The sequence below is a fragment of the Parasphingorhabdus flavimaris genome (assembly GCF_013371215.1).
GTDB classification, from domain to species: domain Bacteria; phylum Pseudomonadota; class Alphaproteobacteria; order Sphingomonadales; family Sphingomonadaceae; genus Parasphingorhabdus; species Parasphingorhabdus flavimaris.
The window spans coordinates 701,900-715,680 of the sequence record NZ_JABWMH010000001.1 but is presented as its reverse complement, the minus strand read 5'-3'; the positions used below and the strand labels follow the sequence as shown (position 1 = coordinate 715,680).

The 13,781-nt window shown below is 59.1% G+C and carries 12 protein-coding genes; 4 read left to right on the top strand and 8 right to left on the bottom strand.

All coding sequences use genetic code 11. From position 1 onward, the window contains the following. Positions 1-48: 48 nt before the first annotated feature. Positions 49-1,341, top strand: a complete 1,293-nt coding sequence (locus HUO14_RS03500; RefSeq protein ID WP_176278475.1) for an NADH:flavin oxidoreductase/NADH oxidase family protein — start codon at positions 49-51, stop codon at positions 1,339-1,341. A gap of 25 nt (positions 1,342-1,366) precedes the next feature. Here the strand turns inward: HUO14_RS03500 and HUO14_RS03495 are convergent, their stop codons facing one another. Further along, positions 1,367-3,346, bottom strand: a complete 1,980-nt coding sequence (locus HUO14_RS03495) for a lipoxygenase family protein (protein ID WP_176278474.1) — start codon at positions 3,344-3,346, stop codon at positions 1,367-1,369. Positions 3,347-3,522: 176 nt separating this feature from the next. Between HUO14_RS03495 and HUO14_RS16465 the strand changes: the two genes are divergently transcribed. After that, complete coding sequence (locus HUO14_RS16465) at positions 3,523-4,671, top strand: diguanylate cyclase domain-containing protein (protein WP_176278473.1); 1,149 nt, start codon at positions 3,523-3,525, stop codon at positions 4,669-4,671. A 16-nt stretch (positions 4,672-4,687) separates the two neighbouring features. On the opposite strand, the gene HUO14_RS03485 is transcribed toward HUO14_RS16465, so the two are convergent. Continuing rightward, positions 4,688-6,367: a long-chain-fatty-acid--CoA ligase gene (locus HUO14_RS03485; protein WP_176278472.1), complete on the bottom strand. Its 1,680-nt coding sequence runs from the start codon at positions 6,365-6,367 to the stop codon at positions 4,688-4,690. Between the two features lie 118 nt (positions 6,368-6,485). On the opposite strand from HUO14_RS03485, the gene HUO14_RS03480 reads away from it, so the two are divergent. Further along, positions 6,486-7,769 (top strand): TCR/Tet family MFS transporter, encoded by a 1,284-nt coding sequence (locus HUO14_RS03480; RefSeq protein ID WP_176278471.1) that lies wholly within the window; start codon positions 6,486-6,488, stop codon positions 7,767-7,769. Here HUO14_RS03480 and HUO14_RS03475 read toward each other — a convergent pair. From HUO14_RS03475 to HUO14_RS03450, 6 genes are all read right to left on the bottom strand, one after another. Beyond that, positions 7,766-8,884 (bottom strand): MBL fold metallo-hydrolase, encoded by a 1,119-nt coding sequence (locus HUO14_RS03475; RefSeq protein ID WP_176278470.1) that lies wholly within the window; start codon positions 8,882-8,884, stop codon positions 7,766-7,768. The genes HUO14_RS03480 and HUO14_RS03475 overlap by 4 nt on opposite strands. A 170-nt stretch (positions 8,885-9,054) precedes the next feature. After that, complete coding sequence (locus HUO14_RS03470) at positions 9,055-9,741, bottom strand: DUF1013 domain-containing protein (RefSeq protein ID WP_176278757.1); 687 nt, start codon at positions 9,739-9,741, stop codon at positions 9,055-9,057. A 153-nt stretch (positions 9,742-9,894) separates the two neighbouring features. Then, positions 9,895-10,959: a glycosyltransferase gene (locus HUO14_RS03465; RefSeq protein ID WP_176278469.1), complete on the bottom strand. Its 1,065-nt coding sequence runs from the start codon at positions 10,957-10,959 to the stop codon at positions 9,895-9,897. Further along, positions 10,956-11,870, bottom strand: a complete 915-nt coding sequence (locus tag HUO14_RS03460) for a UDP-2,3-diacylglucosamine diphosphatase (protein ID WP_176278468.1) — start codon at positions 11,868-11,870, stop codon at positions 10,956-10,958. The genes HUO14_RS03465 and HUO14_RS03460 overlap by 4 nt, the downstream gene beginning before the upstream one ends. 95 nt (positions 11,871-11,965) lie before the next feature. Continuing rightward, positions 11,966-12,352, bottom strand: a complete 387-nt coding sequence (locus HUO14_RS03455) for an NUDIX hydrolase (protein WP_217907893.1) — start codon at positions 12,350-12,352, stop codon at positions 11,966-11,968. 37 nt (positions 12,353-12,389) lie between these two features. After that, positions 12,390-13,400 carry an NAD(P)H-quinone oxidoreductase gene (locus tag HUO14_RS03450; RefSeq protein ID WP_246255197.1) on the bottom strand — a complete coding sequence of 337 codons (1,011 nt, stop codon included), beginning with the start codon at positions 13,398-13,400 and terminating at the stop codon, positions 12,390-12,392. 100 nt (positions 13,401-13,500) lie between these two features. Here HUO14_RS03450 and HUO14_RS03445 point away from each other — a divergent pair, with 100 nt between their 5' ends. Then, a complete protein-coding gene (locus HUO14_RS03445; protein ID WP_176278466.1) occupies positions 13,501-13,698 on the top strand; it encodes a DUF1192 domain-containing protein in 198 nt (65 codons plus the stop codon). Positions 13,699-13,781 lie beyond the last annotated feature (83 nt).

Genomic DNA, 13,781 nt, shown 5'->3' with positions numbered 1-13,781 from the left:
CAGCCAGAATCAGTTTTCAAACGCAATTCAATTTCGGGGACCATCCGCATGACCATATCGCTTTCCGACCCGCTGTCCCTGCCCTGCGGAGCCGTCCTCCCCAATCGGCTGAGCAAGGCGGCAATGACCGAAGGAATGGCCAGTCCCGACGGCGTGCCGACAGCAGAACTGGAGCGACTATACGGGCTTTGGTCCGATGGTGGCGCGGGGATGCTGCTGAGCGGCAATATCCAGATTGATCGTGATCATCTCGAACGCCCCGGCAACGTCGTTATCGACCGACCGGCGAGCGAGGAAATGAAGACCGCGCTGAAAAACTGGGCGCAAGCCGCGACCCGCAATGGCAATCATTTCTGGGCCCAGATCAGTCATGCCGGGCGGCAGACGCAAAGCAATGTCAACAAGCATCCCAAGGCCCCGTCAGCGGTCAAACTGGGCCTGCCCGGCGGGCAATTTGGCGAGCCGGTGGCGCTGACGGTGGAAGAAATTGAAGAGCTGGTCGACCGCTTCGCACTGGCTGCTAAAACCTGTCAGGATGCCGGCTTTACCGGCGCGCAAATCCATGCCGCGCACGGCTATCTGCTCAGCAGTTTTCTCAGCCCGCGGTCGAACCAGCGAACCGACGAATATGGCGGAAGCCTTGAAAACCGCGCACGTTTTCTGCTTGCGGTGGTGTCAAAGGCCCGAGCGGCGGTGGGCCCTGATTTTCCGATTTCGGTCAAGCTCAACAGCGCCGATTTCCAGAAAGGCGGGTTCAACTTCGAGGATAGTCTGCAGGTGGTCCGCTGGCTGGAAGTGGCGAGCGTCGATCTGGTCGAAATATCCGGGGGCACCTACGAACAGCCGGCGCTGATGGGTGCCGACGGAATTGAGGAGAAAGAGGAGCAGAATGTCGCGCCGTCGACCAGGGCCCGCGAAGCCTATTTCGTCGATTTCGCCAAGGCGATGCAGGATGCGGTCACGGTCCCGTTGATGGTGACCGGCGGTTTCCGGACGAGAGCGGCGATGGAATCCGCGCTGGAAAGCGGCGCCGCAGACCTGATCGGCCTTGGCCGTCCGATGTGCGTGATGACCGACGCGCCGAAGCAATTGATGGAAGGGTTGGAAGCATTGCCGTGCTGCGAGAATGAACTGCGGCTGATCCCTGATTGGCTCGGTTTTCTCAAGAATTTCCAAGTGGTTAAAGCAATCGACGGCTTTGCGACCATCTACTGGTTTTACGAACAGCTCGAAAATCTCGGCCAGAACGGCAAAACCGATCCGCAGTTGAGCGTGTTCAAGGCGTTCCGCGCCGTCGAGGCCCGCAACAAGCGGATATTGTCAGCCCGCAGCGCGCGCTGACTCTCACCCGATCGCATTTTTTCGGCTAGATGTTGGTACTGGTCGGAATCAGGCTGGGCTGCAGATATTCATAGACATGCATCCGGCGTTGATTTCGTGCGACAATCCGCGCTTCCACCGCTCTCAATCCGGCCTGAAACCGCGCCAGCGGGCCTTCGCTGCCAGTGATCGCGGGGTCCTGGAACCAGCTTTCATAGGGAAAGCGGTTGGTCCGGTAATCGCCGAGCGGGCGATAATAGACCGAGCCCAGCAGGAACAGGGAGGACAATTGTTCCAGCGCCAGCGCAATTGGCGGCATGTAATCCAGCCATTCGCCTTTGTCGTGACCCTTCTGTTCGGCCGGCGCGGCGGCCCAGCCTGCCCCGGTAACCGCCGGAGCAAAGGTCATCATCGTGCGCTGCGGGAAATTGACCGCGGCATGCTGGGCGCTGGCGGTGAATATGATCATGGTGCAGACGTCGATCAGCTGCGCGCGGGTGGTGATCGTTTCGAAGCCGACAATATGGCCTTCCAAGGCAATTGATATAGCCCATTGTGCCAATTCTGTATCATTTACGACCGCTTCGTCGTCGATATAGTAGATTTCTATATATTGTTTGGCCCAGTCCTGGATCGCCTGCCAGACCAGCAGAGCGTCATCGCGATAGGGATAGTCCGGCAATTTGTCCGGATCGGCGACCTGGCGTTCGGCGAAGTCGACCGGGGTCATTTTCTTGGCAAAGTCAAACGACAGCCGTGCCTTGACCGCAGCGAGCTGGCTCGAGCTAATCGTGCCGCCGAAAAAGGCGTCGATCGGGCCGCCTTCGTTGATCAATGTTTCCACCGCCAGATTGTTGATGAACAAGGTGCCCTCGAAATGTGGAACCAGCAGCGACCAGAGCGGATGGACATTGGCAAGATTGCGGCGGGTGGCGACGGCGATGGCCTCGCTGACCAAATGGGTGCTGCCGAGGTGGACGAACAGTTCGTGATAATTGCAGTCGGCGACCTGGACGACGAATTTCGCCATCTCCCAGCCCCATTTCTCCGACGCCGAGACCGACGGCGTCATCACCGGATAGCGACTGCTGTCCTGCCCGCACTGGATAGCGACCGGTTTCAGCGACGACCCGCCCGGCGGTACGGCGAACAAGGCCATCGGGCGGTAGATATATTTTGCAATCCCTTGCCAGACACCATCAACAAGAACTTTCAAAGGCTTGTAATCGCACAGATATACCCTGCCGTCCGAAAGCGCATCGGACAGCTTGTCGCCGCTGATTACCGCTGCATATTGCGCGGCCGTCACCGGGAAATTGTCGGGTATCCGGTCGATGCCCTGGATCAACATCGGATTGGGACCAGCGACCCGGAGCCGGGCGAATTGGTCATCGTCCTGGAAGGTATAAGCGATGCCCGGAGCGGGAATCGTCTGATAGAGATCGCGATAGGAATCGATCGAGCGCGTATCGGCGGCATTCTCGGCCTTCAGGACATCAATGATGGCGGTGATGATGTCGCGAAGAATTTGTTCATGGCCCTTCAGGGCCTCGATACCCGCTGACTGCTCTGCCTGCTCTATGCTGCTTTCGAGACCGTTGTCCGCCAGATTTGTGACATGTTTTTCACGCAGCGCGCAAATATTCGCCTTTACTTCCCTGGCCTGTTCGAGCGCATCGTCGATGATCTGTCGGGCCGCCGTGCCGAGACCGGAAAAGATCGGCCGAAGGTTGACGGCCTCGATGTTGGCGAGAATTTCCAGGCCCACTTCGAGCACCTTGAACCACCATTCGATCGAGGGTTGGTCGTCGATAGGGACTTTTGTCGCTAGCGGCACACCGGGCAAGGTGGGTATCTCGCGGGTCCACTGATAATGGACCGAGGTGGCAGCAATCTGCTGCCGGCGCTGCGCGCGCTGTTCCCGGCTGTCATTTTGCGGCAAGCTTGGATGATTTGCTCCACGCTTGACATCTTCTCCACCAATATTCTGCCGGGGGATAATCGACGGTGCATTTTCAAAGGACATGACAGCTCCTGACCTGGTTTTGCGACCGGAGCATTTAGTGGAAACATGGTTAATTAATGGTAAAGAGATTTTCGCACGCTGCTCTACAACCCCCATCAAAGCTGGATGATACAGGAAGATACAGGTTTAACCAGGCGTTTACCATTGGCTGCTAGCAATGCGCCATGCGGACAAGCGTGCAACGATTCCTAGAAAAACTGATCCCGCCGATCCCCGAAGCGGTACGGGATGAATTTGCCGTTCTGAGCGCAACCCGCCTGCAAAGCCAGTCGCGTGCGCTGTTTCTGGCGATGTTCCTTACCATTCCTCTGGTGCTCTATGCATCTTCCACCGGTGCCGACCCTGCAATCCGCTATGGCATACCGCTCGCGATGGCCGGTTGCTGCCTGCTCGGCTATATTTCGCTGATCAAGGATCGCAACGCCTCGGGCAGCGCCGATCTGGCGCGCAAGTTCATCGCAGAATCGACTTTCTTCTCCGCCGCTCTTTGTGTCCTGGTCAGCATCTGGTGCGTGTTGAGCTGGGTCAGCGCACCGCCCGAAATGCGCCTTTTCTACCCGTTCACGCTCGCTCTCGGTTCGCTCACCACCATCTATAATCTCGCCACGATCCGGCTGGCGGCGATCCTCAATATCATCATCGGGATCGTCCCGATCACCATCATCATGCTTTTGTCGGGTGATCCTGTCGGCTGGTCTGCGGCGGGCAGCCTTATCATGGTAACGACCTTCCTGTACCGCGTAATCACCTGGCAGAATGACCAATATATCAACCAGCTGGTGTTACGCCACGAGATGCGGGAACTGGCGCATACCGATCCGCTGACCAGCGTGTTCAACCGCCGGGCATTGGCGGAACAGCTTGATCGCCAGATTGCGACCGGCGAGGAACAAAGCGGATTTACCGTCGCCCTGATCGATCTCGACGGGTTCAAGCCGGTCAACGACCAGTTTGGCCATGCTGTCGGCGACCAGTTGCTGATCGAAGTGGCCAGTCGCCTGCAGCGCGCCTGCGGCGAGAACGGGATTGTCGCGCGTATGGGCGGAGATGAATTCGCGATTCTGCTATCGCCGGAATCGACCATATCGAGCTCGGCCTGTGCCGACCATATGCTCGCCGCGCTGGTCCCTCCGTGCAATCTGGAAAATCACGTCATCCGGGTCCGCGCGAGTATCGGCATCGCGACATGGCCGGTCGATGGCGAAACCGCAGAAGCGCTGTTCGAGGTCGCGGACACCCAGCTATATGCGGTCAAAAATTATGCGTCAAAGACCGACGCCGGTGATATTTCACGGCGAAGAGGCCTGCGGTCCAAATCCAGCTAGTCGCGAGAGACCGGCGCTAGTCCAGTTCCTCTATCCGGAGCGCTTTCCGATCAAGCTTGCCGATCATAGTCTTGGGCAGACTATCCCGCACCACAACATCGACCACCCGCTCATGTTTGCCAAGTTGCGGGTTGAGCCACTCCATGATCTGATCGCCGGTAGCCATCGTTTCGGGATATAGCGCGACATAGGCCTTGGGGCTCTCTCCGCGATAATCGTCGGGCACGCCGATAACCAGCGCTTCCTTGACCGCTTCATGCTTGTAAAGCACTTCCTCGACCTGGCTCGGAAAAACCTTGAAACCGCCGACGGCGATCATGTCCTTCAGCCGGTCGACGATCTTGATATAACCGTCCTCGTCGATCGTCGCGACATCGCCGGTGCGCAGGAATCCGTCGACGAACACCTGCTTGTCTTCCTCCGGCAGGTTCCAGTAGCCCTGCATCACCTGCGGGCCAGAAAAGATCAGCTCTCCCGGTTGGCCTTCTGGCGCAGGTTTGGCCGGATCGCCCTTGTCGACCAGCTTCACGATCGTGCCGGGGACCGGTTGCCCGATCGTCCCGGGCTTGTTGAGCGCCATATAGGGATTGGCGCTGACCACGCCGCAGCTTTCGGTCAGGCCATAGCCTTCGACCAGCTTCGCACCGGTCTTTTCCTCGAACCTGTTCTTGAGTTCCATCGACAGCGGCGCGCCGCCAGACACGCAGACTTTGAGCGACGAAAAATCGGTCTTGTCGGTATCGGGATGATCGAGCAGCGCCTGATACATGGTCGGCACACCGGGCATCGCGGTAATTTTCGCGCGTGTAATCGCCGCCAAGGTCTGCTTCGCATCGAAACGGGGCAGCATGACGATTTCCCCGCCGCGCTGGACGGTGCGGTTGAGCACCGCGCTGTTCGCGAAAACGTGGAAGAAGGGCAAAACGCCCATCACCCGGTCAACCTCGTCAATGAAGGGATCGATGTCATTGATCTGACGCGCGTTGGCGGTCAGGTTCTGGTGGGTGCACATCGCGCCCTTGGGCGTGCCGGTGGTGCCGCCGGTATATTGCAGCAGGGCGATATCCCGGTCTGCGCGGATTTTCGGCGCTTTATAATTGCCATCATTCCTGACCAGATCGGCAAAGGCAGTGATCCGGTCATCATCGGGTATCGCGCTGCTCTCGTTGCGGCGAAACAGCGAATAGAGCAACGCCTTGCCCGCTGGCAGCGCTTCGGTGATGCTGCCGACTATCAAATGTTCGAGACTCGATTGCTGAAGCACCTGATAGGCGGTGGGCAATAGCGCCTTCGCCGACAGGGTGAACAATATCTTCGTGCCGCTGTCCTCGATCTGGTGATTCAATTCATCGACGGTGTAGAGCGGCGAGAAATTGACCAGCGTCGCGCCAACCGCCATGGCGCCGTAATAGGCGCTGACATAATGCGGGACATTGGGCAGGAACAGGCCGATCCGGTCGCCTTTGCGGACGCCCATGTCCTGGAGCCCCTTGGCCACGCGGACGATTTCCGCAGCCATTTGTGCATAGCTATATTTGCGGCCCATGAAGTCGAGCAGATTGGCATCACCGCGCCGTCCCGCCGAAGCGAAGAACATTCCGGGCATCGACAGGGGCGCATAATATTGGTCCCACGGAGTGGGATGATTATAGCGGGTGTTCCAGATTACCCGCTGGTCGGGCTTTTTTTCAGTCATTGACATTCATGTAAGTGAACGCGTCTAGCCTGACAATGAAAATTGCTGGCAAAATTGGCGGCATAATCGCGGGTTAATGGGTCCCTTTCCGCGGGACCAGCGTGTAGGGAACAAAACCATGTCCGAGTCCGTCCCTGCCACTGGCGCCAAATCGTCACTGATTTTCGTGTTTCTGGTCGTGTTCATCGACATGCTCGGCTTTGGCATCATCATGCCGGTCCTGCCGAAGCTGATTACCAGCATCACCGGCGACACGATCTCCGACGCGGCGGTCTATGCCGGATGGCTGGCCTTTGCCTATGCCGCGATGCAATTTGTCTTCGGTCCGGTCATCGGCAACCTGTCCGACCGCTTCGGGCGACGTCCGGTGCTGCTCGGCGCGCTCGGAGGCTATGCCATCGCCTATATGCTGATGGGTTTTGCTTCCTCGATATTGTGGCTGTTTGCCGCGCGGATCATCGCCGGGATCATGGGCGCCAGCTTCAGCACCGCTTATGCCTATATCGCCGATATTTCGCCGCCCGACAAACGGGCCCAGAATTTCGGGCTGATCGGCGCGGCCTTCGGACTGGGTTTCATCATCGGCCCGGCGATTGGCGGCATATTGGGTGAATATGGCACGCGCTTGCCCTTTTTCGGAGCCAGCGCGCTCGCCGCGCTCAATCTGCTTTTCGGTTTTTTCATGCTGCGGGAGAGCCTGCCGCTGGAGAAGCGTCGACCTTTCCGACTGGCCCGCGCCAATGCGGTGGTGGCGCTAAAGGCGCTCAACGGCCAGAACAAGGTTGTGTTCTGGTATGCCGGCGCGCTGACTGTCTGGATGACGGCGCATGTCGTCTTCCCGATCATCTATGCTTTCTATCTCATCGAGTCCTTCGGCTGGAGCGAATTGCTTGTCGGATTGTCCTTCGCCGCCGTCGGGCTTGGCGCGGCCTTTGTTCAGGGCTTTCTGATCCGCGTGCTGGTGCCGCGCATCGGCGAGCGCAATTCTGCCGTGCTCGGCGCGATCTCCATGGCGGTCAGTTGCATAATCTATGTGCTGGCGGCGCCCGGACAGCCCTGGCTGATCTTTGTCGCAATCCCGGTCGGTGCGATGCAGGGCCTGTTCCAGCCTTCGCTTAACGGCCTTATGAGCAATGCCGTATCCGACGAGACACAGGGCGAGTTGCAGGGCGCGGTTGCCAGCCTGCAGAGCATTGCCTCGGTGATCGGTCCGCCCCTGTTCGCTGCCGTATTCGCAGCCTTTACCGTAGCAGGCAGCAGCTATTATATGCCGGGCGCACCCTTTGGTCTGGCCGGGATCATCTCCCTCGTCGCGCTGACCATATTCCTGCGCGGCTATGCGCTGCACTGCACCAGCGACGGGGTCGAGCCACCGGTCGACGCCAAGTCGATCGCCGGCTAGACCGCGCTGTACCAGGCGGTGCCGTCCTTGATATCCAGGCGGGCGCGTCCGGTATATTCCAGATGCCGGAGCGTTGCCATTGCCTCGCCGCTGGCCATGCCGATAACATCGGGCGTGATCGGACGACGGAACAGATAGGGAAAGCTGTCGACCACGCGCTTGGGGCTTTCGCGCAGGCCCTGTTCGAGATCGTCTAGCGCTTCATTATGCCGTTCGGCCAGCGCGTCGAGCCGCTGGTGCGCGCCGAGAAACGGCCGGCCATGGGCGGGCAGGATCAGCAATTCATTGTCCAGCTCGGCGCGAAACCGGTCGATGCTGGCCAGCCATTCGCCGAGCGGATCGCTGGTCGGTTCGCTGAGCATGGTGGAGATATTGGAGGTGATCCGCGGCAATATCTGGTCGCCGGAGATCATCACCTTGGCCGTGTCGTCGATCAGACAGGCATGTTCCGGTGTATGGCCATTGCCGATCATCACCCGCCATTCGTGGTCGCCGGTGCGCACTCTGGTGCCCTCTTCCATCCGGATATGGCCAATCGGCAGATCCGACACGGCGCGGGCAAATCGCCCCCATCCCTTGGCGGCGAAATCGTCAATCAAATTCTGGTCCCAGCCGCAGAAACGCCATTCGTCGAGCGCCTCCTGCGGCACGCCGTCGCGTTTGTCGGCGATCAGCATCTTGGTCAGCATCCATTCGGTGCGGTTCATGTGCAAAGGCGCCTTGAACCGCTTTGCCAGCCAGCCGGCGCAACCGACATGATCGGGATGATAATGGGTGACGATGATCTTGGTGGCGCTCTGTCCGTGCAGGGCGCCTTCGTCAAACAGATGTTTCCAGGCGTCGATCACCTGCGGCATGAACAGTCCGGTATCGGCGATCGCAAAGCCGGCGCTGCCGTTTTCGTGGCGGTCGGCCAATATCCAGTTGTTGATGTGGCCAAGCGGGCCGGGCACCGGTGTCCGGGTCCAGCCGATGCCGGGCATCAGTTCGAAATATTCGCCATATTTTGGCTCATAGTCACCGAGCGGATAGGTCAGGCCGTCCGATTCAACCGGATCGAAGCCGTGATCGGCGAGCATGGCATCATGAGCAGGCGGTTTTCTGGGTGCATCCATGGACGAGTCATAGCCTGTCGATCGCGCGATGCGCAAGCCGGTTTAATTGGCTGGTTAAAAACATGGCCGAACGACACTGACGATCGATGACCGCAGCAGCGAACATCCGCCCGAGTTGCCTCCGGCGGTTTTGCTCCCAGATCATCGAAACCGGCGCGGGCCGGAATCGATCAGCTGCCTTTGAAAAGCGTCTCTGCGGTATGCTCGACCGGAGCAGATTCTTCCTCACCGGTTTCGCCAGAGAGAGCGGCTTCTGCATCGCGTGCCGCCTGGGCGCGTTCTTCCCGCAACTCGGCAATCAGCGCTTCCTTGTCGCCGCCCAGCTTGCTGTCATCTTCCGCTTCGGGCTCGATACCCGCTTTTTTCGCCGCCTTGGCGACCACGGCGTCAAGCTCGCGCTGCGAACACAGGCCGAGAGTGACCGGGTCCTTTGGGGCGATATTGGCGATATTCCAGTGCTCGCGCTCGCGGATGGCGTTGATCGTGGTCCGCGTGGTGCCGATCAGCTTGCCGACCTGGGCATCGGAAATTTCCGGGTGGTTGCGCAGCAGCCATGCGATGCCGTCGGGCTTGTCCTGACGCTTGGAAACCGGCGTGTAGCGCGGTCCCTTGGTCCGGCGCACCTGCTCAGGGCCCTTTTGGATGACCATCCGGTAGTCCGGGTCTTTTTCGGCTTTCTCGATTTCTTCATGAGTCAATTCATGCGCCTGGATCGGATCGCGACCGGTATATTTGGAACTGGCGAGGTCATCGGCCATCGCATTGACTTCGAGAATATGGATACCGCAAAATTCGGCGATCTGGACAAAGCTCAGCGCCGTGTTGTCCACCAGCCAGCTGGCGGTTGCATGCTGCATGAGTGGGGTTGCTTGTTCGGCCATGATGGCTTCCTTCCAATAGCTGGCATTTCTGCGCCAGCGACAATTTAAAAATAAAGGGCCGCCCCCTTGCGGAGACGGCCTGTTGGAAGCTTATGTAGGCTCTTTGTAGGCAGTCGGCAAGATATTTGGCTAAACCCGCGCAAAAATCGCTTTTGCCAGGATCCGGCGGGACATGTGGAAGTCGAGACGCCGATCCTGCGCGACCAGACCATCGAGAAACTGGCGGGCGCTCGCGTCCCAGCTGAAACGCTTGCCATGGGCGATACAATCGGCTGGATCGAGACCGATCGCACGCTTAATCGCGCCGTTCAGATCTTCGTCCATCACCCCGCTGGCATCGGTCAGGATATCGACCGGACCGGTCACGGGATAGGCCGCGACCGGCGTTCCGCAGGCGAGAGCCTCGATGATCACCAGGCCGAATGTGTCGGTCCTGCTAGGAAATACCAGCACATCGGCTCCGGCATAATAGCCCGCCAGCTCGCGGCCCGATTTTCTTCCGGCAAAATGGACATCGGGATAGCGCGATTGCAATCCCGCCAGCGCCGGCCCGTCGCCGACCACGACTTTCGAACCGGGCTGTTCGCTGCGCAGAAAGGCCTCGATATTTTTCTCGACCGCCACCCGGCCGACGTAGAGCTGGATCGGCCCTTGCAATTTCCCGTAAACCGCGGGCGATGGCGCATCCGGCCGGAAATTGTCGAGATCGACTCCGCGGCTCCAGTGATGGACATGGTCCAGCCGCTCCGCCCGCAACTGGTTACGGATGCTGTCAGTCGAGACCATGATCGCTTCTGATTTGCGATGGAACCAGCGGATATAGGGCCAGAACGCCCGCGGCGACAATCCGGTCCGCTTCGCCAGATATTCCGGAAACTGGGTGTGATAGGCGCTGGTAAAGGGGCGGCCATTCCGCACGCACCAGCGCAGGGCCTGAACGCATAGCGGGCCCTCCGTGGCCAGATGCACTGCATCTGCCCCGAAATCCTCTATTCGCCGACCGACCGTCCGGGCCCGGGTGAAGGCCAGACGGATTTCGGGATAGCTGGGCGCCGGGAGGGAGCGATACTGGTCGGGCGAGATCACCAATATCTCGTGCCCCTGATCCCGCAACAGCCCGACCACGGTATCGAGCGTGCGGACCACACCGTTAACCTGCGGATGCCACGCGTCCGTGACCAGCGCGATCTTCACGCCGCCTGCCCCATGCCGGCCTCGACTTCGGCCAATTGCGCCGGTTGCTGCTGCCTGGCGTTTCGCGCTGCAATCTCGTCGGCCCAGTGGAGAATTTCCATCGTGCCGTCGTCCTTTTCGACCAGCGCGGTGCAACCCTCGACCCAGTCGCCGTCGTTATAATATTCGATACCCTTGATCGTCCGATGCTCGGCGGTGTGGATATGGCCACAGACTACGCCATCGACGCCGCGACTTTCCGCCGCCTTGGCGACCAGTTCCTCGTATCTGCCGATAAATTCGACCGCGTTCTTGACCTTGTTCTTGGCCATTTTGGACAGCGACCAATAAGGCAATCCCAGCCGGTTGCGCAGCTTGTTGACCAGCCAGTTGATCCGCATCAGCGTCACATAGGCGGCGTCACCGACAAAGGCGAGCCAGCGATGGGCGAGCATGACGGTATCAAATTCGTCGCCGTGGAGGACCAGCAGACGCCGGCCATCAGCGGTTTGGTGGATCGCCGACCGGCGGATTTCCACGCCACCGAAATTGAGGCCGGTAAACTGGCGGAACATCTCGTCATGATTGCCGGGGATATAGACGATGCGCGTGCCCCGCCGGGCGCGCTTCAGGATGCGCCAGATGATATCATTATGGCTATCGGGCCAGAAGAACCGCTTTTTCATCCGCCAGCCGTCGATGATATCGCCCACCAGATAGAGCGTGTCGCTGTCGACATGGTCGAGGAAATCGATCAGCAGGTCGGCGTTGCAGCCCCGCGTGCCGAGATGGATGTCGGATATCCAGATCGTCCTGTATCGCGTGCGGTCGCTGGCATCGACCTGTGGCTTGCGCTTGAGGCGCGCTTCGTATCGATCGGCATCAAGCAGCGGTATATCGGCTCTGGTCAGCGGGGAAAATTGTTTGGCCATTGAAAACTCCCATGGAAACCTATCCTTGGGCCCCGCCATAGTGGCCGATTGTGACAACCGGATTCCCGTTTTATGAAGTTTTGGTGACGGGAGGCCTATGCCTTGAGATATTCCCGGACCCGGATTTGCAGATGCGGAACGGCCTCTTCGCTGGTGAGGAATGCGGAGACCGGCATGGTTTGCCAGTGCTGCCCCTCGTCGCCGAACACGATATCGTCGACCATGTCCGGTGACAGCCGGCAGACAAAGAACAGCGCTACTTTCCCGGCACCGCGCCAGTTGGGATAGGTTTCGACATGTTCGAATTGATCGACCGCGATGCGGATGCCGAATTCTTCAAAAGTCTCGCGCGCGACGCATTGCGCGCCGCTCTCGTCATTTTCACGCCCGCCACCGGGCAGATCGAGCAGATTGGGGAACGGGATGTCCGGCTTGTCGTCCCGCCGATAGACCAGGATATGGTCTTCGATGAAAAATGCCACTTTCGCGCCGTGAAAGTCGGGCTCCCCGTTCATCCCGTCATTCGACGATCAGCACAATCTTGCCGATATGATCACCGGCCTCCATATGGGCGTGGGCCTTGGCCGCATCGGCCAGCGGAAAGCTTTCATCCATCACCGGCTTCAACTTGCCCGCTTCGACATCGGGCCAGACATAGCGGTGCAGTTCATCACCGAGCAGCGCCTTGCGCGCGGCCGATTGCGGTCTGAGCGTCGATCCGGTGAGGATCAGCCGTTTCATCATGACCTGGGCCATGTTGATCGTGGCCTGCAGTCCGCCCTGAACCGCGATCGTCACGTGACGACCGTCTTCCTTCAGACATTGCAGATTGCGAGCGACATAGTCGCCAGCGACCATATCGAGCACGATTTCCACGCCCTTGCCGTCGGTGATCTTGTTGATCTCCTCGACAAAATCCTGGCTCTTGTAATTGATCGCATGGTCGGCGCCGATCTGCTTTGCCGCGGTGCATTTCTGGTCGCTGCCGCAAGTCACGATGACATTGAGGCCGAAGAGTTTGCCAAGCTTGATCGCGGTCGTCCCGATACCGCTGGTTCCGCCGTGCACCAGCACCGTTTCCCCTTCGCGGGCGAAGCCGCGATTGAACATATTGCCCCACACGGTGAACAGCGTCTCGGGCAGAGCCGCGGCTTCGGCCATGGTGAGGCATTCCGGAACCGGAAGACATTGATCAACCGGAGCCACACAATATTCGGCGTAGCCGCCGCCGTTGGTCAGAGCGCAGATCTTGCGACCGATCCATTCGGGCTCGACGCCCGCCCCTAGCGCGACCACGGTTCCGGACACTTCCAGGCCCGGCAAGGGCGACGCGCCCGGCGGCACCGGATAAAGGCCCATGCGCTGGACAACGTCAGGCCGGTTCACCCCTGCAGCAGCGACCCGGATCAGTACTTCCCCGGCTTCGGGCCGCGGCACCGCGACGGTTTCGGATTTCAGGACTTCCGGACCGCCCGGCTCGCTGATAACGATCGCGGTCATTTCTTTTTGCAACACTTCAGATACGGCCATTTTATACCCCCCGGGAAATTTGCGACCTCCCATAATTTGGCCCCTTATTGACAGCAAAGCGCAAGCGGTCAACATTACCCTGCAGGAGGAATGTCGATTCATGGACGATGACGAAAATTTACCGCGGAATGCCAATGATCCGGTGGCCTTGTTGGTCAAACAGGATCTCGACCCATTATCTGTCGATGAACTGGACCAGCGGATTTCATTGCTGGAATCAGAAATAAGTCGCTGTAAAGCCAAGAAAAGCTTCGCTGTGACCCATCGTGCGAGCGCGGAAAATCTGTTCAAAAAGTGATAAAGGCTGGCTTAACCTAAAGCATTTGTTAACCTTGTTTAATAATAGTCGGCTTCAACCGTTCCAAATTGGACCGTATAGGA